Genomic DNA, 21,261 nt, shown 5'->3' with positions numbered 1-21,261 from the left:
CTCTTACCGGTGTCAGACGGTGCGGCGCAGCCGGATCAGGCGGCTGGCGTAGTCGCCGGCGGGCAGCCGCAGGTCGATGCCCTGGCGGGTCAGGACGGCGCCGCTGTGGGTGATGCCCTCGTCGATGTCGAGGTAGTGGGCCGCGGGGTCCAGGGCCGGCAGGGGGAGACCGGGGGTCGGGTGGCCGAAGCGGGTTGCGGGGCGCCAGGCGAGGACGGCGTGTTCGGTGTCGTCCTGGGACGCGTAATGCACGGCTGTGAGTCCGGCGGGGCCGTGGAGGCGGTACTGGCGGCCGTGCTGGACCAGACGACGGATCTGCTTGTAGCGGACGACGAGCGCGGTGGCTTCGTCGAGTTCCGCCTCGGACCAGTCGGTGAGGTCCCCGCCGAGTCCGAGCGCCCCGGCCATGGCGACGTGGAAGCGGAACCGCAGAGGCGTGGTGCGGCCGGTCGCGACGTTGGGGGTGTCGGTCACCCAGGCAGCCATGGCCTGGGCGGGGAAGAGCTGGCTGAAGCCGTGCTGGATGCCGATCCGGTCGACGGGATCGGTGTTGTCGGAGGTCCATGCCTGGTCGGTACGGGCAAGGATGCCGAGGTCGGCCCGTCCGCCGCCGCCCGCGCATGCCTCGATCCGAAGACCCGGGTGATCGGCGCGGAGGCGGTCCATGATCCGGTAGACGGCGCGGGTGTGATCGATCCACAGCCGGTCGGGGTCCGGACAGCCGGCCCACCCCGCCTCGGTGACCACCCGGTTGGCATCCCACTTGAACCAGTCGATGTCGTGGTCGCGCACCAGCTGGTCCAGGGTCCGGTGGGCCCAGGTCTCGACTTCGGGGCGGGCGAAGTTCAGCATGAGCTGGTTGCGCTGTTCGGTGGCATCCCGGGTCGCCGCGTGGACGACCCAGTCGGGATGCGCACGGTAGAGGTCGCTGTCGCGGTTGACCATCTCCGGCTCGACCCACAGCCCGAACGCCATGCCCAGGCGGTGCACCTCGTCGGCCAGCGGGCGCAGCCCGTCGGGGAACGCCTCCGGCCGGGGTGTCCAGTCACCGAGGCCCGCCCGGTCGCTGGTACGGCTGCCGAACCAGCCGTCGTCGAGGACGAAGAGTTCGGCGCCCAGACGTGCGGCCAGCTCGGCCAGACGCAGCTGGCCTGGTCCGTCCACGTCGAAGCCGGTGGCTTCCCACGAGTTGTAGACGACGGGACGGTCGCGGTCGGCGTCGGGCAGGACGGTGGTGCGGATGTGGGTGTGCCAGGCCCGGCTGGCGGCGCCGAAACCGTCGCGGGAGTAGAGACCGGCGAAGACGGGTGTGTGCAGGCCCTGGCCGGGCTCAATGGTCCAGCTGAGTCCTTCGTGGCCGAAGCCGCCGGTCCAGGTGGTCCGGCCGACCGGGTCGCGGTGCACGGTGATGCGCCAGCTCCCGCTCCAGGCCAGGGCGGAGCTCCAGACCTCGCCGTGTTCCTCGCCGGCGGTGCCGTCGTCGAGGGCGAGCCAGGGGTTGGCGTGGTGGCTGGTGAGACCGCGGCGGCTGGTGAGTACGGTCTCGGCGACGGGGAGGCGGTCACGGTTCAGCTGGAACTCGCTGTTCCAGCCGCCCACGAGGTGGCTGAGCCGGTAGTCGGGCAGGGCCGGCAGCGTCCAGGAGGCCGAGTCCAGCCGGTCGACGGCGATCGGGCCCGAGCCGTCGGCTCCGGTGTGGGTGAGTTCCGTCCAGCGCTCGATGACGTCACTGCCGGGGCGGACGCGATAGCAGAGCTCGGCGGCCAGCGGATAACGGCGGTCGGCCAGTTGGAGGCGGAGCTCGCCGTCCCGGACCGTGTGTCCGGTAAAGGTCCACTGGGCGCCGCGGGTGCCGTCGGCGAACCGTACCTGGAGTCCGGCGGGCCCGAAGCGCGCACCTGACTGCGGGGCCAGTTCGTCCGGGGCGGGGTCCGACTCGAAGCTGCTCGCGGCAGGTGAGTCGGCCACGAGCAGCTCGCCGAGGGCGTCGGTGCCGATCTCGTTCCCCCAGTGCAGATGCCGGGGACTGCCGTCTGCGCCGATGCGTACGGCGTAGACGCTGTTCGGGGTACGGAGGACCGCCAGCCCGCGGGCGGCGTCGAAGAGTACGGATGAGGGCGTGGGAGGCACAGGAGATCCTGAGGGGTTTCGAGCGGCAGCCAGGGCCGGGCAACTGTCCGCGGCAAACAACTTTCCAACTGGCTGGAGTTGGGCCAGAGCGTAGGACCGCACGATCGAGAAAATCAATACTGGACGAAGTTATTTATTTACCGGTAGGTTGCCGCCGTGTTTCCAAACCAATCGCGGCCGCTGGTTTCCGCACCGGCCGAAATCGCCGTCCTCACGCTGCTGTTGGCCGAGAGCCCGCTCAGCCGGGTGGAGCTGGCCCGCCGGACGGGGCTGTCCTCGACCGCTGTGACCAAGGCCGCGCGACCACTCATCGACGACGGCTACCTGCACGAGCTCCCACCGGAGCGCACCGCGCCGGGGGCCGGACGCCCGGTGAACCCGCTGGCCGTCACTCCCGACCGGGAGTTCTTCGTCGGTGTGAAGATCAGTGTCGACACCCTCTTCGGTGCGGTCTGCGACCTGCGGGCGCACATGCGGACCACTGCCAGCCGGCCCTTGGGCGACCGCGACCCGGCCGCCGTGTGTGCGCTGCTGGCCGACCTCGTCTCGGAACTTCTCGACGTGAAGCCCGAGTACCGCGCCCGCACCCGGCACTTGGGCATCGCGGTCTCCGGCGACGTGGACCGCTCCTGCGGACGTGTCCGCTACTCTGCGCTCCCCAGTTGGCGCGATGTGCCGCTGGCCGACAACCTCGCCGCGGCCACCGGTCTGACCGTCACCGTCGAGAACGACGTCAAGGCCATCACCGCCGCCGAGCACTGGTTCGGCGAGGGCATCGGCACCGAGTACTTCGCGCTGGTCACCATCGGATCCGGGATCGGTTCGGCGATCGTCATCAACGGTCAACTGGTCCCCGGCGCGTACGGAGTCGCGGGCGAGGTCGGACACATCAGCATCGACCCGGCCGGGCCGCGGTGCCACTGCGGCCAGGTCGGCTGCGTCGAGGCCTTCGCCTCCACCAACGCCGTGCTCGCGGTCATCCGCCGCGACACCGATCGCCCGGACCTGGACTTCGACGGAGCGGTTCAGCTCGCCCGCGGTGGAGACCCCACCGCGCAGGGCGCCTTCGCGAGGGCGGGCCACGCCATCGGCGTCGGCATCGCCACGCTGGTGAACCTCGTAGGTCCCGAGCGCGTCGTCGTCAGCGGCGAGGGGCTCGACACCTTCGACCTCTTCGGAACGCACATCAGGGACGCCTACGCCGCGCACACCTTCAAAGCGGCGGCGAAATGCCCGCTCACCCTGCGCCCCCTCCCCTGGGAGGAGTGGGCCCGCGGTGCTGCTGTCGCCGGCATCCAGGCCCTCTTCCCCTGAACGAGCACCACTGCCACGAGCACCACTGTCACGTTCGCCGGTCCACGTTGCCGGCGCACCCGATGTCCGTCACCGTCTGCCAACCGTGAATCCCGGACACCGGCTGTGCCGGCCAACCACACGTACGCCCAACCCTCTTTCAACCCGAAGGACACGAAGTGAGCGCACAGAAAGCCCAGCTTAGCCGCAGAGGATTCCTCGGCGGGTCCCTCCTGTTCGTCGCCGGTGCGGCGGTCGCCTGCAGCACCGACCCGGCCGGCGGTGGCTCCGGCGGGGCGAAGACCACGCTGAACGTCTGGTCCCACGCCTACGGCGAGGCCGGCACCCAGCAGGCCCTCACCCGTTATGCCAAGGCGTTCACCAAGGCCAACCCGGACATCGCGGTCAAGGTCACCTGGACCCCGGGCGACTACACCGGCAAGCTCAACGCGACGCTGCTCACCGACTCCGCCCCGGACGTCTTCGAGATCGGCGACTTCAGCGAGAGCCTCGCCAGGCAGGGCCAGATAGCCCCGCTGGACGACATCTACGGCAGCGCCAAGTCCGACTTCAACCCGGGCGCCCGCGAGATGGTGACCGTCGACGGCAAGCTCTACGGCGTCAAGACGCTCGACGACGTCATGATGCTCTACTTCCGCAAGAGCGTGCTGTCCAAGGCCGGCATCACCCCGCCCACCACCTTCGACGCGCTCGCCGACGCGGCCAAGGCCCTGTCCTCCAAGAAGACCAGGGGTCTGTTCGTCGGCCAGGACGGCCTCGGCGACAGCGCCATCCTGGCCGTGTTCGCCAACGGCGGCGACCTCGTCGCCGACGGCAAGGCGGCCTTCGGCTCCCCCCAGGCCGCCGAGGCCGTGGCCGGGCTCAAGCGCCTGCACGACGACAAGTCCCTGCTGCTCGGCTTCACCACCGACTGGTGGGACCCCGCCGCCCTCAACCAGAACGTCGTCCCGATGCAGTGGGGCGGCCTCTGGTCGATGCCCGCCATCAAGACCGCGCTCGGCGACGACTTCGGCGTCCTGCCCTGGCCCGCCTTCAAGGCCGGCGTCAAGCCCGCGGTGCGCGTCGGTGGCTGGAGCACCTGCGTCAACGCCAAGGGCAAGAACGTGGAAGCGGCCAAGAAGTTCGTCCAGTGGCTCTGGATCGAGCAGACCGACCTCCAGACCGACTGGTCGCAGAGCTACGGCCTCCACATCCCGCCGCGCACCTCCGTCGCCGCCACCGCCGACAAGCTGACCCAGGGCCCCGCCAAGGAGACCGTGGAACTGGCCGCCAAGTACGGCAGGAACAACCCCAGCACCTGGAACAGTGCCGTGAGCTCCCTCTTCTCGGCGGCTGCGATGAAGGTCGTCCGGGGACAGGGCGATGCGGGCAAGCTCCTGGCCGACGCGGCCAAGAAGGCCCAGGGCGAGATCGACAAGCAGCGCGCGTGATGACGTCCGTACCCTCACCCACGCTTCACCCCGAGCGTGTGGGGTGCCCCGCAGCCGAGCCGCGGGGCACCGCCCCCCTCCGCCGTTCCCGCCCGGACCTGCGTGCCTGGGGAGCGTTCGCGCTGCTCGCCGGGCCCCTGCTGATCGGCCTGGGCCTCTTCAAGTACGTCGCCATCGGCTGGAGCTTCCTGCTCAGCCTCAGTGAGGCCCGCGGCTCCATCGCCCTGGGGCACTGGGTCGGCCTGGACAACTACCAGGCGCTGCTCTCCGATGCGGTGTTCCGCAAGTCGCTTGGGCAGATCCTGCTGTTCACGGTGGTCATCGTGCCGGTGACGTTCGCTGCCTCGCTGGGGCTGGCACTGCTGGTGCACCGCATCCGGCGCGGCCGGGCCGTACTGCGCACCGCCTTCCTGATCCCGGCCGCGGTCTCGTACGTCGCAGCCTCCCTGCTGTGGAAGATGAGCTTGTTCAACGGGCTGCCGAGCGGAATCGCCAACACGATCGGCGGTTGGTTCGGCATGGAGGCCGAACCATGGCTGCAGACCACCTCGCCGCCGCTGTACTGGGTCGTCCTGATCACCCTGCGCCTCTGGCTCCAGGTCGGCTTCTACATGGTGCTCTTCCTGGCCGGGCTCCAGGCCATCCCCAAGGAGATGTACGAGGCCGCCGCCCTCGACGGCGCCACCGGCGTGCGCCTGTTGCGCAGGATCACCCTGCCGATGCTGCGCAACACCTCGGTGGCCGTCCTGATGCTTCAGTTCATCGCCGCCTTCCAGGCGTTCGACGAGTTCTACAACCTGTTCAACAGCGGACAGTCCGGGGTGGCCACAGCGCCCGTCCGATCCCCGCTGGGCTACCTCTACGACACCGCGATGGGCGCCCAGAACTACGGCCTCGGGTCGGCCGGAGCCTTCGTACTGACCGCCCTGATCGTCGGTGTGACCCTGATCCAGGGCCGGTTCACCGGCTTCGGCAAGGGTGAGGAGTGAGCACTGTGACAACCACCCGACAACTGCCCCGGGTCATGCGCCGGTCCATGCGCGGGGTGCTGGCCGGCCTGCTGACGGCAGTGTTCCTGGCGCCCTTCTACCTGATGCTGCGCAACGCGCTGATGGACACGCAGGGCCTGACGTCACCGGACTGGACCTGGTGGCCGTCGCCGATGCACTGGGAGAACTTCACCTCGCTCTTCAGTGATCCCTCCCTGCACATGGGCCAGGCCCTCGGCAATTCCCTGCTGATCGCCGCGATCACCGCCCCGGTGTCGACGCTCCTCGCCTCGGCCGCCGGGTACGCCCTCGCACGGATCCCGGTCCCCGGACGCGGCGTCATGCTCGCCCTGGTGGTGGCCACGCTGATGATCCCCGGCTCGGTGACGTTCGTCCCCACCTTCGTCGTCGTGGGCTCCATGGGCGGGGTGAACACCCTGTGGGGAATCATCGCGCCCGGGCTGTTCAACCCCTTCGCCGTCCTGCTCTTTCGCAACTTCTACCTCCAGTTCCCCAGCGAGATCGAGGAAGCCGGACGCCTGGACGGGCTCGGCTGGCTCGGCCTCTACCGCCGGATCGCGTTGCCGTCCTCCGGGGCGATGCTCGCCTCGCTCGGCGCGCTCGCCTTCATCGACAGCTGGAACGCCTTCCTGTGGCCTCTGGTCATCGGTCAGGACCCGTCCACCTGGACGGCCCAGATCGCCCTGTCGACGTTCCTCACCTCACAGACCATCAACCTGCCCGGCCTGTTCGCCGGCGCCGTCGTGACCATCGCACCACTGGTGGCCATGTTCCTGGTCGCCCAGCGCTACATCGTCGAAGGCATCGCCTCCAGCGGTCTCAAGGGCTGAGCCGCACCTGACTCCGGACCACCCGTCCGGGCCGCACCACCTGAAGATCCAACCCCAACCCCACCCTTTGAGGGGACCATCATGAGATCCGATAGGTCGGCTCCCGCCGTCAGGAAATTCTTCTCCCGGATCCTGCCTGCCACGGCAGCAGCGATCACACTCCTTCTCGCCGGAACCTCCGGTTCTGTCGCAGCTCCCACCGACGCCACGCCCACCGCCACCCCCACCGTCATGACCGGGCCGCAGCTGGCCGCCTCATGGAAGGGCCCGCTCAGCACCCGTGGGCGGTACATCGTCGATGCCAACGGCAACCGCTTCAAGCTGAAGTCCGGCAACTGGGCCGGCGCCCAGGGCACCTATGAGGGCAGCGGCGACGTCAACGACCCCGCGAACCACCAGGCGGACCAGATGTCGCACAACCTGCCGCTGGGCCTGGACCGCGCGCCCATGCAGCAGATCATGGACGACTTCCACGCGCTCGGGCTGAACAGCATCCGACTGCCCTTCGCCAACGCGATGATGAGTGACACCACGATCGTCCCGGATTCCGCGATCGCGGCCAATCCGGAGCTGAAGGGCAAGACTCCGCTGCAGGTGTTCGACGCGGTGGTGGCGTCCCTGACCGCCGAGGGATTCGCGGTCATCCTCAACAACCACACCACGACCTACCGCTTCTGCTGTGGCCTCGACGGCAACGAGCGCTGGAACAGCAGCCAGTCCGCTGAGCAGTGGCAGAACGACTGGCTCTTCCTGGTGAACCGCTACAAGGCGAACAAGCGGGTGGTCGGGGCCGACCTGCGCAACGAGATCCGCCGCGACACCTGGGACGACCCCAACTGGGGCTGGGGTGACGACCACGACACCTACGCGGCCTTCGAGCTTGCGGGCACCCGCATCCTGGGGGCCGACCCCGACATGCTGGTGATCATGGAGGGCATCAACTGGTACGGCATCCCGCTGGACGGCCTGGACTACGGCAGGCCGATGCTGACCCCGGTCCGCGAACTCTCCAACACCCTGACCACCTCGGGCAAACTGGTCTACGCCGCGCACTTCTACGGCTACACCGGTCCGAACTACACGGGCGCCGACAGCGGACCGGGCCACACCAACGACTGGCCGTACGAGAACTTCCCGCTCGACAAGCTGAAGCAACTGGTCCACGACGAGGCCCTGTTCGTCACCGAGTCCGGGCAGCACTTCACCGCCCCCGTCTGGATCAGCGAGTTCGGCGCCGGCGGACGCGGGTCCACCGACACGAAGGAACAGACCTGGTTCAGCAACTTCACCGACATCCTGGTCGAGAACGACACCGATTTCGCCATCTGGCCGCTGGTCGGCTGGACCGGCGCCAACGGCGCTCCGCAGGACACCTGGGCCCTGGTCTCCTACGACACCGCAGGCAACCGGCAGAGCCTCAACGACTCCGGTGACTGGCGGACCTCCGACTGGAACAAGCTGGTCAACGCCCCCGGCCGCTCCGGTCCGGTCGACCGGGTTGACCACTGGAACATGCTCAACCTCGACTTCCGCGACCACAACGTCTCCACCCGGATGCTCGCCCAGGGCGACTGGAGCCCCGGCTACCGCAAGGGCAACTGCCCCGACAGCCAGCGCCTGACCGGGCTCGGCCGCAGCGACAAGCGCGGCCTGTGCACCGACGCGAACCAGCCCGCCAAGGGCGCCGGCGACTGGGTGGCCGTCCATGACGAGCGTTACGTCACCCACGGCGACTGGGCCTCGGGCTACAACAAGCTCCAGTGCCCCGACAACACCTTCGCCGTCGGCTACAGCGTCAGCGGCAACGCCATGGCCGGCCTGCTCTGCGCACCGTCAGCGGCTCCGCTGCCGCTGACCGGCCGCAACGTCTGGTTCGACCAGGGAGACAACCGCCCCGCCACGGGCGGCTCGGTCGGGAGCGACTGGGCTCCCGGCTACTACAAGGGCCAGTGCACCGACAACGAGTACATCGCCGGTGTCGCGTTCACCTGGAAGTGGAACCACGGCGGTGTGCCCGACGCACTGCTCTGCCGTCCGCTGAGCTGACCCACCGCCGGCAGTTCCATCAGCCCCATCATCAAGGAGACAACGGCCATGCCACGACTTGAGGTTGCCGCAGACGGATTCCGTCTCGACGACCGGCCCCTGCGGATCATTTCCGGTGGGCTGCACTACTTCCGGATCCATCCGGAGCAGTGGGCCGACCGGCTCCGCAAGGCACGTCTGATGGGGCTGAACACGGTCGAGACCTACGTCCCATGGAATCTCCACGCGCCCCGTCCGGGTGAGTTCCGGCTGGACGAAGGTCTCGATCTCTGCCGGTTCCTCGATCTGGCCGCCGCCGAGGGCCTGCACGTGCTCCTGCGCCCCGGCCCCTACATCTGCGCCGAGTGGGACGGCGGTGGTCTGCCCTCCTGGCTGCTGGCCGAAGAGGGCATCGAACTGCGCAGCCGCGACCCGCGCTATCTGAAGGCGGTGGACGACTACCTCGGCGCCCTGTTCCCGGCCGTCCTTCCTCACCTCTCCACGCGCGGCGGCCCGGTCATCGCCGTACAACTGGAGAACGAGTACGGCGCGTACGGCGACGACTCCGGTTATCTGGAGAACCTGGCGGAGCTGCTGCACCGGCACGGAGTCGACGTGCCGCTGTTCACCTGCGACCAGCCCACAGACCTGGAGCGCGGCGGCCTCGACGGCATCCTGCGCACGGTGAATCTGGGCAGCCGGGTGGACGCCGGGCTCGCCGCCCTGCGCACGCAGCAGCCGTCCGGGCCGCTGATGTGCAGCGAGTTCTGGATCGGCTGGTTCGACCGCTGGGGCTCCATCCATGCCACCCGCGACGCGGGAGACGCCGCGGCCGACCTCGACCGGCTGCTCGCGGCCGGCGCCTCGGTCAACATCTACATGTTCCACGGCGGCACCAACTTCGGTTTCACCAATGGCGCCAACGACAAGGGCACGTACCGCCCCACCGTCACGTCGTACGACTACGACGCGCCCCTGGACGAGGCCGGCGACCCCAGCCCCAAGTACGCCGCCTTCCGCGAGGTCATCGCCCGGTACGCGCCGGTCCCCGAGGAGCCGGCACCCGCCCCCGCGCCCAAGCTCTCCCCTGCGGTCGCCGAACTCACCGCATACGCAAGCCTCCTGGACCAGTGCGAGCGGCTCGGCAGCGCGGTGCGCGCCGACCGCCCGCAGCTCATGGAGCAGCTCGGCCAGTCCTTCGGATTCGTCCTGTACGAGACGGCGCTCCCGGAGGCCGGACCGGCCGTCCTGCGCATCGCCGAGGTGCACGACCGCGCCCAGGTCTTCGTCGACGGCCAGCCGGTCGGCGTCCTGGAACGCGAGAACCATGAGCACAGCCTCGCCTTCCACGTCCCCCGGCGCGGCGCGCAATTGGCCGTGCTGGTGGAGAACCAGGGCAGGGTGAACTACGGGCAGGCCATGCACGACCGCAAGGGACTGCTCGGCGAGGTGACCGTCAACGCACTTGCCCCGGAGGTCTGGTACAGCAGGCCGCTGCCCCTCGACGATCCGGACCGGATGTCCTTCACCGCATTCGATCCCGCCTCGCCCCCGGTCGGCCCCGCGTTCCACCGCGGACACCTGGACATCGAGCGGCCGGCCGACGGCTGGATCGCCCTGGACGGCTGGACCAAGGGTCAGGTCTGGATCAACGGCTTCGCACTCGGCCGGTACTGGTCCCGCGGACCGCAGACCGCGCTCTACGTCCCCGCGCCGGTCCTGAGGGCCGGCCGGAACGAGATCACGGTCCTCGAACTGCACAGCTCCACCACGCACACGGTGGAACTGCGGGGCACCCCCGGTCTGGGCCCCGTCGAGGACTGACGTCCGTGACACCGGTCGGTACGCCTCAGCCGGCGGACCGACCGGCTCAGGTGTGCCGGCCCGACGACGAAGGAATCCATGCACAGCAAGCGACGTCTCACCGAGCAGCGGCTCGACCGGGTGCTGAACGAGCGCATCAGGCCCGCGGTCCATGCGCGTTCCGTCCCGGTCGAGATCGCGATCTGGAACGTGCCGGGCGAACCGGTCCCCGTGTCCGACGGCCTGGCCGCACCGTACGAACCCGTGGCGCTCGGGCACCGGTGGGGGCCGCCGTGGTCCACAAGCTGGTTCAGGATCAGCGGCAGGGTTCCGCAGGAGTGGGCCGGCCTGCGGGTCGAGGCGGTCATCGACCTCGGCTTCAACGTCACCGGTGCGGGCTTCTCCGCCGAGGGCCTGGTCCACCGTGCGGACGGCAGCGTGGTGAAGGCCCTCAACCCCCGCAACGCTTATATTCCGGTCGCCGACCCGGCGGCGGGCGGCGAGAACTTCACCTACTACGTGGAGGCTGCCGCCAATCCCAACCTGAACGATGACCACATCCCGTCCCGGACCGGGGACAGGCCCCCGTGGATGACGGGAGCCGAATCGGGAATCGGCCCCCTGTACCAGCTGCTCCGACTGGACCTGGCGGTCTTCGACGCACAGGTGTGGGAACTCGCCCAGGACCTGGACGTCCTCGGGGGCCTCATGCACGAACTGCCCGAGGCCGACCCACGCCGCTGGCAGCTCCTGAACACCATCGAGCAGGCCCTGGACGGAATCGACCTGCAGGACATCGCCGGCAGTGCCACCACCGCCCGCGAGGTGCTGCGCCCGGCGTTCGCCGCCCCCGCGGCCGCCAGCGCCCACCGCATGTCCGCCGTCGGACACGCCCACATCGACACCGCCTGGCTGTGGCCGCTGCGCGAGACCGTCCGCAAGGTCGCCAGGACGCTCTCCAACGTCACCCATCTCATGGACGAACACCCGGGCTTCCTCTTCGCCATGTCCCAGGCCCAGCAACTGGCCTGGCTCAAGGAGCACCGCCCCGAGGTCTACACCCGGGTCCAGGAGAAGGCGGACAAGGGGCAGTTCCTGCCGGTCGGCAGCCTGTGGGTGGAACCCGACACCAACATCACCGGCGGCGAGTCCCTCGCCCGGCAGCTGATCCATGGGAAGCGCTTCTACCTCGACGAGTTCGGCGTCGAGACCGAGGAGATGTGGCTGCCCGACACCTTCGGGTACAACGCGGCCATGCCGCAGCTGATGAAGCTGGCGGGAATCCGCTGGTTCCTCACCCAGAAGATCTCCTGGAACACCACCAACAAGTTCCCGCACCACACCTTCTGGTGGGAAGGCATCGACGGCACCAGGATCTTCAGCCACTTCCCGCCGGTCGACACCTACAACGCCGAGATCACCGGCGCCGAACTCGCCCATGCCGTCCGCAACTTCCAGGACAAGGAGGCAGCCAACAGCTCACTGCTCCCGTTCGGCTACGGGGACGGCGGCGGCGGCCCCACCAGGGAGATGCTGGCACGGGCGGAGCGTCTCGCCGACCTGGAGGGCTCGGCCAGGGTCTTCATCGAGAGCCCCGCGGACTTCTTCGAGCGGGCACACGCCGAATACCCCGACGCGCCGGTGTGGCAGGGGGAGCTGTACCTGGAGTTCCACCGCGGCACACTGACCAGCCAGCTGAGGACCAAGCAGGGCAACCGTCGCAGCGAGCACCTGCTGCGAGAGGCCGAGCTGTGGTCGGCGACCGCCACCTCGCGCACCGGACTCGCGTACCCCTACCAGGCCCTGGACCGACTCTGGAAGACGGTCCTGCTGCACCAGTTCCACGACATCCTGCCCGGCTCCTCCATCGCCTGGGTCCACCGGGAGGCGGAGCAGACCTACGCCGCCGTCACCGCCGAGTTGCGCGCGATCACGGACGCCGCCCAGCGCGCCCTGGCCGGCGAAGGCGATCTGCCCGTGGTCTTCAACGCCGCTCCGTTCGCCCGCGACAGTGTCCCCGCCCTCGGCGCCACGCTCCGCACCCGGCCGCAGGGCCGGCCCGTCGCCCCGGTCCCCTGCGGGGACGGTTTCGCGCTGGACAACGGCCTGGTACGCGTCCGGGTCGATGCCCAGGGCCTGGTGACCTCGGCGTACGACATCGCGGACGGGCGCGAAGCGCTGGCCCCCGGTGCCGTCGCCAACCTCCTCCAGCTGCACCAGGACTTCCCCAACGAGTACGACGCCTGGGACATCGACGCCTTCTACCGCAACACCGTTCACAACCTCCTCGACGCCGAATCGGTCGAGGCACAGGAAGACGGTGTCCGGATCGTGCGGACCTTCGGTGACTCCCGCATCGAACAGCTGGTCTCCCTGTCCGAAGGCTCCCGACGCCTGGACATCGACACCGAGATCGACTGGTACGAGAAGGAGAAGCTCCTCAAGGCGGCCTTCCCGCTCGATGTGCGGGCCGACCACTCCAGCGCGGACATCCCCTTCGGACACGTCCGGCGCCCCACTCACACCAACACCAGCTGGGACGCCGCCAAGTTCGAGATCTGCGCCCACCGCTTCCTGCACCTGGGCGAACGGGGGTGGGGCGCGGCCGTGGTCAATGACTCGACCTACGGGCACGAGGTCACCCGGGACGTCCGCACGGACGGCGGTACCACCACGACCGTCCGGCTCTCCCTGCTCCGCGCTCCCCGCTACCCCGACCCGGACGCCGACCAGGGCCACCACCATCTGCGATACGGGTTCGTCATCGGCGCGGACATCGCCGACGCCGTCCGCGAGGGCTACGTGTTCAACCAGCCCGAGCGCAGCCTCCTCGGCTCGGCCGAGGTCGAGCCGCTCGTCACCGTGGACAACGAGACCGTGGTCATCGAGGTGGTCAAACTCGCCGATGACCGCTCCGGCGACATCGTCGTACGTCTCTACGAGGCATGCGGGGGACGCGCCCGAACCGTTCTGACCGCCGGATTCCCGCTGGCCTCCACGGTCGAGACCGATCTGCTGGAGCGTGAACTCGACCCCTGCCGGAACACGGACGCCGTACAGACGGACGGCCGAGGAGTGCACCTGGCACTGCGCCCGTTCCAGATCCTCACTCTCCGGCTGAGGCCCCGGAAGAGTGGCTGACCGACGCTCTCCGGTAAGGGAACTCCGGAGCCACCGACCTCACGAGTGATCAGCCAAGCCATGACCGAAGAAGGTAGGACCGCTGTGCCCGTACTCCCCGCCGCCGTCCTGTTCGACATGGACGGCACGCTGGTCGACACCGAGCGACTCTGGCTCCGGACCACGGCCGAACTCGCCGCCGATCTCGGCCACACCCTCACCGAGGAGGATCTGCCCGAGGTGCTCGGCCGCGCTGTCGACCACACCGCCGCCCACCTGGGCCGTATCACCCGGACCAGCCTCACTGCGGACGCACTGGCCGAGATCCTCAGTGACACGTTCAGCAGCAAGGTCGCCGCCGAGGTCGTCCCCCAGCCCGGCGCACTGGCGCTGCTCGCCGAGCTGAGCGAGGCGGCCGTGCCCACCGCGCTGGTCTCGGCCTCACCCCGCCGCGTGGTGGACCTGGTCCTCGGCAGCCTCGGCGCTCACTGGTTCACCGTCACGCTTGCCGCCGAGGACACCGAGCGCACCAAGCCCGACCCCGCCCCCTACCTGGCCGCCGCCCACCGACTCGGGTTGGACCCTGCGGCCTGCGTGGCCGTCGAGGACTCTCCGACCGGGGTCGCCTCCGCGCACGCGGCGCGCTGCTCGGTGCTGGCCGTTCCCTCCACCGTGCCGATCGCCGAGGCCGACCGGATCACCTTGCTGGACAGCCTCGAACAGGCCGACCTGGCGTTGCTGTCCACACTGACCGTGGCGACGACACTGAAGTTCCCCCTTTGACCTGGACAGCTTTTCTCGGACGGGATGGTCCCGGAGGAAGCAGCCACAGGTAGTGAGCAATAAGAGCAATATGAGTAGGCGGTACACGTCCGAGTTCAAGCGGGACGTGGTCGCTTTGGCGCTGTCCTCGGGCAAGACCGTCACGGAGGTCGCCAGGGACCTGGGCGTGAGTCCGGAAGGGCTGCGCGGGTGGGTGAAACAGGCGAAGATCGACCGCGGCGAGGAACCGACTGGGGCCCTGGCCACTGCGGAGCGTGATGAACTGGTCCGGCTGCGGCGGAAGCTCCGTGAGCAGGAGGCCACGATCGAGGTCCTGGGGAAAGCGACCGCTTTCTTCGCGCGGGACAAGATGAGGTAGGCGCCGCCGCACGGTGCCGTTTCATCGACGTGGAGAAGGCGTCCGAGGGTAATCCTCCAGGTCACAGCGTGACGTTTCTGTGCCGCGTGCTGGGAGTACCCCGCTCCACCTTGTGGGGGATCGATAAGTCATCGGCGCAGGTCAAGCGGCGTACCGGTACTCGTTGATAGCACCGCCGAAGATGCGGGTGTGCAGGAGTCTGCGGCCGTCGAGGCCGTGGACGGTGGCTGGCTGCCCGGAGGTGTGAGGGGGCCGTTGATCTCGGGCCCTATGAGATCGATGCGTGTTGTAGTGCCGTTCGAAGTCGGCAAGAACTTGACGGGCGTGGGCCTCATTCATGAGCAAGAGGTGGTCGAGCGCCTCGCGGCGGACGGTGCCGATCACCCGCTCGCAGTGCGCGTTCATCAGAGGCGCCCGTGGCGCGCTGAGCAGCACCTCCATGTCCTCGGCTTCGAAGACGGCGTCGAAGGACTGGTCGTACTTGGCGTCGCGGTCGCGCAGCACGAAGCGCAGGGACTCCATGCGCGTGTCGAGTTGGTCGGCGAGATTGCGTGGATGGTGCGATCGGATGGCCCAGCCGGGCCAGTTCGCCCTGGATCCTTCGGTGCCCCCAGCAGGGATTCTCGCTGGCCAGCCCCACGCACCTCACGCCCGAGCAGCTGGAGCACCTGGAGGAGCTCGTCACCGCGAGCCGGCTGCGCGCGGCGCGATCCCCGTCCCCGAAGCCGCCGCCGACCCGGCGCCGCTCCCGGCAGTACCCCGGCGGCCGGCCGAACCCGTGGCGGGTCGCGCGTCTGCGCCGACGGCACGGGTGAGCCCCACACGGCAGACCCCACCGCGCGCCCGGGTGGCCCGCCCACCAGGACGGTGCGGAAGCGGACCGAGGCCGGGGCCCGACGATGCACCCCCGGAGAGTGGAGCCCATCGTGGGGCGCCGCCCAGGGAGGTGGGCTCCACTGAGCGCTCACGGTGGAGCGCAGTAGTGGGTGGCCTCCACTCGGTGCGCTCCATCCGGCGCGCGGTGCGGTGCATCAGGCGCACTGGTGCACCGGTCGACGATGCACGACACTCCCGCCGGCCGCACCGCACGGGAGTAGCCGCCACTCCGCTCACCCACCCAATGCGCGCGCAGAGGGTGACGGCGCATCGGATGGGGTGCACTCGATGCACCCCCTTGACCAGGTGTGCCGCCGGTTTCCACCCAGGCCATCGGATGGAATGCAACCCTTGTCCACCCGCCCTGGACGCCAGGCTGCCAGCCGAGGTCGCCGGCGAGCTGGGTGAGGGTTCGCGGCGGTCGCCATTGCGGACGCTGCGGAGTGGGCGCCGGGCCGTCTGGCGGGGCTGCTGGGGCTGGTTCTTGGTGCTGGCCTCGTACTGGGCGAGGGCGAGCCGGGCGAGGTCCAGGCCGGAAGCGTCGGTCGTCACAGCCGAACCTCCCCCGAAGCGGACTCCGTGAGCGCGGCCTCGCTGCCCGGAACCTCGCACTTCCTGTCCCGGTACAGCCACACAGCCCCGGGCATGGTGCAGTCAGCGCCGATGGGGTGCCGGTCGTCGTACACCCACTGCTGCTGAATCACGGTCATGTGCTCGTCGCAGGTGACGCTGTTGTCGAGCTTGTCCCACCTGATGTGCCAGGCACCGGGCATCCCGCACCGGCCAGAAGCGGTGCGGGGGAAGTACCCGCAGGTCTGTCCACTGAGGGGGCGCAGCTTGCCCTTCGGGACGAAGGGGTCCGGATCGGTCATCGTGTCCTCCTCAGAACGCCGGGGTGATGGTGCGGGTGTTGCGGGCAATGACGAGGGCCTGGTCGACAAGCCGGTTCGTCAGGAGGCGGCGGGTGTCGTGCTCGCCGAGGGTGATGAGCATCGCCACGGAGACGACCCGCACTGGTTCCTTGATGTCTGGTGCGGGAAGGGGGAGATCCCTCCCGGCACGCCGCGCACCGTCACTGTGTGTAGAACCGGTGCGTGGCGCGGACGATGCCGTGCACTCCCGTATCGCGGTGTGTTCCACCAGGTGGAAGTGCACGACATCGCCCGCACCGAGTGGGGAGTAAAAGCCATCGTGTGGCGCACCGGGTGCGGGTGGAGTCCACCCGGTGCGTTCCACCGGGTGGGAAGGTGCGTTACATCGTGGGCAACTCAACGCACCGTGCGCGCGCCGCCGCCCCGGACCTCCGGTGCGTGCGGCGCTCTACAGGTGCGGGCGGCGCAGGTTCTCCTTGGCCGACAGGAGCCCGAGCACGGCGTGCTCCTGGTGGTGGGCGTGCCAACGCTCCGCCAGGGCGCGGTTGGCCGACACCTGGCAGCGCCTCGCCCCGATGGCGGCCCTGTCCCGAAGCAGAACCCGCGCCCGGGCCGCTTCCACGTGGTCCAGCAGGGCGACATCCACGAGACAAGCCGGTCAGGAAGTTCGTCTCGAGACGTGTTCCGAGATCAGGAAATGGCACTGCCGTGCACGCTCGCCCACTCCGTTTGGCAGCCCGAAAAACTCGACGAGGTAGCTCAGGACATCTACGATTTCGCCATGCCCCGGGTGTGTGGTGAGTAGCCTCGCTGTTGCCTCTCGCACACGGTCTTCCGGTTCGATGAGCAGTGCTTGTAAGAGGTTCAAGAATATGGCGTGAGCTTCTTCCAGTGGCGTAATTGGGGACGAAAATAGTTGATTCCATTGCTCCGTATATTCCTCAAGCCGCCCTTCCACAGTTTCGAGCATGAGGATTTCGAGCCTGACCGAGTGATTGTCGGGGTGCGCTTCGGCGGCTTGTTCCAGGTCCATTCGCGCCTTGTCGCGGAGGCCCGCCTTTCGGTGTGTTCGGCCGCGGCATGCGAGTGCCCAGGCGTATGTGGGGTCTTGTTCGAGTGCAGCGGTGAAGTCGGCGATGGCCTGGTCGTACTGGCTGGCTTGTTGGTGTGTTCGGCCGCGGCATGCGAGTGCCCAGGCGTATGTGGGGTCTTGTTCGAGTGCAGCGGTGAAGTCGGCGATGGCTTTCCTGTACAGTCCCATTCGACTGTGTGTTTGGCCGCGGATTGCTAGTGCCCACGTGTAGGTGGGGTTGATTTGCAAGGCGGCCGTGAAGTCAGCTACGGCCTGTGTGTATTGCTTCGCGCCGCAATATGCATGGCCGCGGGAACCATGTGCCCATGCGTAGGAGGGGTCGAGCTTGAGTGCGGTGGTGCAGTCGGCAATGGATTGTTCAAAGCGTCCTGTCTTGCGGCGGACTTCTCCGCGCTCAACGAGTGCCCAGACAAACGTGGGATTGTGTTCGAGTGCGACTGTGAGGTCAATTTCAGCCTGGTCATACCGTGCCGCGGAAAAGTGCACCCCGCCGCGGGAGCCGAGCGCCCACGCGTATGTCGGGTCGAGTTCGAGTGCGGTGTTGAGGTCCGAGATGGCTTCCTCGTGTTGGCCCAACCAACGACGGGCTTCTCCCCTGCAGGCCCAGGCGAACGTGTTGTGGTCATCGAATGACAGGGCGCAGTCCAATTCACTAAGGGAGGATTCCGCCCGGCCGGAGAGATAAAGGAGATAGCCGCGGTAGGTGTAGGCCTCACTCGTGACTGTATTGCTGAGTTGGCCATGAGAAATCAAAACACTAAGACAGGTGAGCGCGGATTCTTCATTGCCGAGAGCGTCCCGGAGCCGCTTGGACCAGGTTAGCAGTGAGTCATTCGCAGTGTCGTATGCGGCTTGCTCAAGTGTTTCCACCCATTGCCGCAGCACTGACGTGTCCCGACTTGCGGCGCGCACCACGTTCTCAAGGGCGGGTTTCAGGAATGATTCTGGATGCCCACACAACCGATGGTAGGTTTCATCCAGCTGGTGCCGTCGCCATTTCGAGTCTTTCCAGCGCTTGACCTCGGGAATGCGTTCCTCGGCCGCGATCCGCCAGGCGGCATGTTGATCGGCCAAGCGGAGTTGTGCCGCAGTCCATTTCTGCGGTGACTGAGTGCGCTGCTGCCGGATCATGCTGGCGCGCACCACGGCGTGATAGTGGTTGTAGTCGCCCCGGCCGCTGACGAACGGTTGTCTGCACAGCCACTCCCACAACCCCTCTGCCTCAGGTCCCGTCGCGGCGACGAAGATGTCCTCATTCAGTTGCAACGGCAACGCGCACGCCCGTACGGCTTTACGTCGTGCTGGGTCCGTGATCCATTGCACGAAGCGCTCGACAGCCACATCGGTGAGGTTCCCGCCGTCGTCTACGTCCTCGGCTGTCTGTGGGCGGGCCAGAGCGAGAAGCTCGACGAGTAGCGGCAGCCCCATCGATAATTGCAGCACCGCTTCCACCACCCCCGGATCGCTCACTCCCCGCGAGGCCAACAGCGAGCGTGTCTCCGCCTCGGTGAAGACTTCCAGCGGTACGTCTGCGACCTGATTCCGCAGCGGCGCCCACTCGCGCTCCGTCAGCTCGTCCCGGCCCGCCAGCACGATGATGACGTTCGCCGGCACAGGACCGAACTCCTCGTCCAGCAACCGCAGTAGCCACCCATCCAGATACTGAGCGGTCTGCTCCCACGTGTCGAAGAACAGCACCACCCACCGCTGGCGACGACATAGCCGCTCCAGCTCCGCGACGAAAGCACGGCTCAGCCCCGACTCGTCCCCCCGGCCACCGCGCCGCTGGGCACGGGACCGCGAGCCCGACCGAAGCCGGTCCAAGCCTTGCGCCGCCGTATCCGGATTTGCCATCGCCGCCACGACACCGGCTCCCGGGATGAATGAGGCCGCTCCCAGCGCGGCCTGCGTGACCACCCGGCTCGACACCGACGCCTCACCCTCCACGGGCACCGGCTCCGCCTGCGCCTCCTGCTCACGCCGGAACTGCTCGACTGCCCTGTCGAACTCCTTGCACGGCCCGTTCTGCTCCGCGAGTTGCCGGGCGAGCTCGACCAAGGCCTGCTGCACCCCATGGACGTCGTTCTCGTCTACCACGGCCGTCACCGCGTCTGCGCGCCTGGCCGCGTCCTGCCACTGACGCAACAGGGTGGACTTCCCCACACCGCCCACCCCACGCACATGGAACAAGAACTCCGCCGGAGCATCCTCAGAGAAGGGGTCTTTCGACAAGTTCTCCATGAAGAGCGCCAACTGCGCGTGCCGACCCACAAACCGCGCCGTCGCACGCTGCCGGATCAATGCACCCCGCGAGAGACCCCGCGTACCTGACCCCGGCATAGCCGCCATCCCGTTACTCATCCACTTCGCTCTTGAAGGCAGCGTCACATCTGCCCGCGCCTACTTGCATCAGTGCAGGTCTTCAGTGTCCAGTCCAGTCCTAACACCTGTCTGCCAAGCCCAGGAAAACCGTCAGCATCCTGGCCAATCCCCTGCCTACGCGGCCCTGTGCCAGGAGACCGCCGGGCGGCCCATCCGTCACGTCGCGAACAACGGCCACGGCCCGATCGCCTGGGTCACCGCCCGCCTCGTTCCTCCCCGTGAGGGCCGCCGTTCGTCGCCGCGACCCCCGCTTCCTGCCTGCGACCCCCGACCTGGCTGCCGCGCTCGCAGCGGCCGACGGCGATGGCCGCGACGTGTTCGAGCACCTCCCCACCGAGTGGAAGGACATCCGCACATGGGCCAGGAACCTCCCCCTCCCCCCTCGGGTGCCCAGAGGGGACCCTGGCCATCGGCTGGCAATGCCTCCTCGGCAAGCGGGCTGCGGCCTCCCTCTCCAATCGCGGCTGCCACTACTTCCGCGCCATCGATCCGGAAAGACAACTGGGCAGCCCATCGGGGGCCTGGCGGCAACACACTGATCTCAAGCCGATTGAACACCCAAGCACCCTACGGGAGCACTGGGCCTCAGTTCCGTTCCTACGGTCGGAGGCGGGCATCTGGCCGACCATCAGGCAACGTCCGAAGAGGCGAACGTTGCCTGGTGCGGCACTCGTGGGCAAGCTCAAGCGGCCCCGCCAGGACCTGCGAGGCCGCCTGGAGCGCGAGGTCAAGAAGCGGTGGCAGCCGCAGATCCGCGCGAAGGCGAGGAACAAGGCGGCGTCCACGGACGGGCTGGTCGTCTCCACCCGCGCCCGCTTCGGATTCGAAGCCGCCGGGGGCACAACCGACGACGCCCGGATCCGGGACATCACCCAGGCCCTGCCGCCCGAGTACGCCGACAAGCTGTTCAGCGCACGGGAGGAGGGCAAGACCGAGGACCAGCTCCGGCAGATCGCGGCCGACGGTCTGGCCCGGATGTACTTCCGCGCCAACAACAGCAGGGCCCACGGCTTGGGCGTGGAGTTCACCGACGTGGAGTGGCTCGACATCGAGCTGTGATCACCCGCCCACAGCAGGGGCCCTGAATCGCGCGCCGGTCCGGGGCCCCTGCCACATGCCGCCGCCGGATCAGCCAGCGGCGGCCTTCTCCTCGGCAGGCTTCTGCCTCGCCTGCTGGTAGTCCTCGTACGTCACGGCGTTCAGCGCCTCGATCCGGGCGAGCGTTTCCACCGTGT

At 68.5% G+C, this 21,261-nt stretch carries 17 protein-coding genes; 11 read left to right on the top strand and 6 right to left on the bottom strand.

The window, feature by feature from the left end; genetic code table 11:
* Positions 1 to 12: 12 nt before the first annotated feature.
* Positions 13 to 2,130: an alpha-galactosidase gene (locus SH922_RS00215; RefSeq protein ID WP_393053043.1), complete on the bottom strand. Its 2,118-nt coding sequence runs from the start codon at positions 2,128 to 2,130 to the stop codon at positions 13 to 15.
* 156 nt (positions 2,131 to 2,286) lie between these two features.
* Here SH922_RS00215 and SH922_RS00210 point away from each other — a divergent pair, with 156 nt between their 5' ends.
* The 9 genes from SH922_RS00210 (at position 2,287) to SH922_RS00170 (ending at position 14,803) form a co-directional block, all read left to right on the top strand.
* Entirely contained in the window at positions 2,287 to 3,444 is a 1,158-nt protein-coding gene (locus SH922_RS00210) for an ROK family protein (RefSeq protein ID WP_393053041.1), read from the top strand.
* A gap of 158 nt (positions 3,445 to 3,602) precedes the next feature.
* Positions 3,603 to 4,874 carry an ABC transporter substrate-binding protein gene (locus SH922_RS00205; protein ID WP_393053039.1) on the top strand — a complete coding sequence of 424 codons (1,272 nt, stop codon included), beginning with the start codon at positions 3,603 to 3,605 and terminating at the stop codon, positions 4,872 to 4,874.
* Complete coding sequence (locus SH922_RS00200) at positions 4,874 to 5,863, top strand: carbohydrate ABC transporter permease (protein ID WP_393053038.1); 990 nt, start codon at positions 4,874 to 4,876, stop codon at positions 5,861 to 5,863. Before SH922_RS00205 ends, SH922_RS00200 begins: the two co-directional genes overlap by 1 nt.
* Before the next feature lie 5 nt (positions 5,864 to 5,868).
* A complete protein-coding gene (locus SH922_RS00195; protein ID WP_393053037.1) occupies positions 5,869 to 6,714 on the top strand; it encodes a carbohydrate ABC transporter permease in 846 nt (281 codons plus the stop codon).
* Between the two features lie 81 nt (positions 6,715 to 6,795).
* Positions 6,796 to 8,760: a glycoside hydrolase family 5 protein gene (locus SH922_RS00190; RefSeq protein WP_393053035.1), complete on the top strand. Its 1,965-nt coding sequence runs from the start codon at positions 6,796 to 6,798 to the stop codon at positions 8,758 to 8,760.
* Between the two features lie 48 nt (positions 8,761 to 8,808).
* Entirely contained in the window at positions 8,809 to 10,563 is a 1,755-nt protein-coding gene (locus SH922_RS00185; protein ID WP_393053032.1) for a beta-galactosidase, read from the top strand.
* Positions 10,564 to 10,641: 78 nt separating this feature from the next.
* On the top strand, positions 10,642 to 13,683 hold the full coding sequence (locus SH922_RS00180) for an alpha-mannosidase (protein WP_393053030.1): 3,042 nt from the start codon (positions 10,642 to 10,644) through the stop codon (positions 13,681 to 13,683).
* Positions 13,684 to 13,743: 60 nt separating this feature from the next.
* Positions 13,744 to 14,445: an HAD family hydrolase gene (locus tag SH922_RS00175; RefSeq protein ID WP_393053028.1), complete on the top strand. Its 702-nt coding sequence runs from the start codon at positions 13,744 to 13,746 to the stop codon at positions 14,443 to 14,445.
* Positions 14,446 to 14,515: 70 nt separating this feature from the next.
* On the top strand, positions 14,516 to 14,803 hold the full coding sequence (locus SH922_RS00170) for a transposase (RefSeq protein WP_393053026.1): 288 nt from the start codon (positions 14,516 to 14,518) through the stop codon (positions 14,801 to 14,803).
* A 141-nt stretch (positions 14,804 to 14,944) separates the two neighbouring features.
* Here the strand turns inward: SH922_RS00170 and SH922_RS00165 are convergent, their stop codons facing one another.
* Entirely contained in the window at positions 14,945 to 15,325 is a 381-nt protein-coding gene (locus tag SH922_RS00165; RefSeq protein ID WP_393053024.1) for an integrase core domain-containing protein, read from the bottom strand.
* 29 nt (positions 15,326 to 15,354) lie between these two features.
* Between SH922_RS00165 and SH922_RS00160 the strand changes: the two genes are divergently transcribed.
* Positions 15,355 to 15,618 carry a hypothetical protein gene (locus SH922_RS00160; protein ID WP_393053022.1) on the top strand — a complete coding sequence of 88 codons (264 nt, stop codon included), beginning with the start codon at positions 15,355 to 15,357 and terminating at the stop codon, positions 15,616 to 15,618.
* A 609-nt stretch (positions 15,619 to 16,227) separates the two neighbouring features.
* On the opposite strand, the gene SH922_RS00155 is transcribed toward SH922_RS00160, so the two are convergent.
* From SH922_RS00155 to SH922_RS00140, 4 genes are all read right to left on the bottom strand, one after another.
* Positions 16,228 to 16,551 (bottom strand): hypothetical protein, encoded by a 324-nt coding sequence (locus SH922_RS00155; protein WP_393053020.1) that lies wholly within the window; start codon positions 16,549 to 16,551, stop codon positions 16,228 to 16,230.
* A 10-nt stretch (positions 16,552 to 16,561) separates the two neighbouring features.
* On the bottom strand, positions 16,562 to 16,693 hold the full coding sequence (locus tag SH922_RS00150; protein ID WP_393053017.1) for a hypothetical protein: 132 nt from the start codon (positions 16,691 to 16,693) through the stop codon (positions 16,562 to 16,564).
* Positions 16,694 to 16,999: 306 nt separating this feature from the next.
* On the bottom strand, positions 17,000 to 17,197 hold the full coding sequence (locus SH922_RS00145; protein ID WP_393053014.1) for a hypothetical protein: 198 nt from the start codon (positions 17,195 to 17,197) through the stop codon (positions 17,000 to 17,002).
* A gap of 12 nt (positions 17,198 to 17,209) precedes the next feature.
* Positions 17,210 to 19,885 carry a tetratricopeptide repeat protein gene (locus tag SH922_RS00140; RefSeq protein WP_393053011.1) on the bottom strand — a complete coding sequence of 892 codons (2,676 nt, stop codon included), beginning with the start codon at positions 19,883 to 19,885 and terminating at the stop codon, positions 17,210 to 17,212.
* A gap of 813 nt (positions 19,886 to 20,698) precedes the next feature.
* Between SH922_RS00140 and tpg the strand changes: the two genes are divergently transcribed.
* Entirely contained in the window at positions 20,699 to 21,085 is a 387-nt protein-coding gene (gene tpg / locus SH922_RS00135; protein WP_393053008.1) for a telomere-protecting terminal protein Tpg, read from the top strand.
* Positions 21,086 to 21,261 lie beyond the last annotated feature (176 nt).

The organism is Streptomyces sp. LN549 (assembly GCF_043203805.1).
In the GTDB taxonomy this organism is placed as follows: domain Bacteria; phylum Actinomycetota; class Actinomycetes; order Streptomycetales; family Streptomycetaceae; genus Streptomyces.
This window is presented reverse-complemented; position numbering and strand designations above follow the sequence as displayed.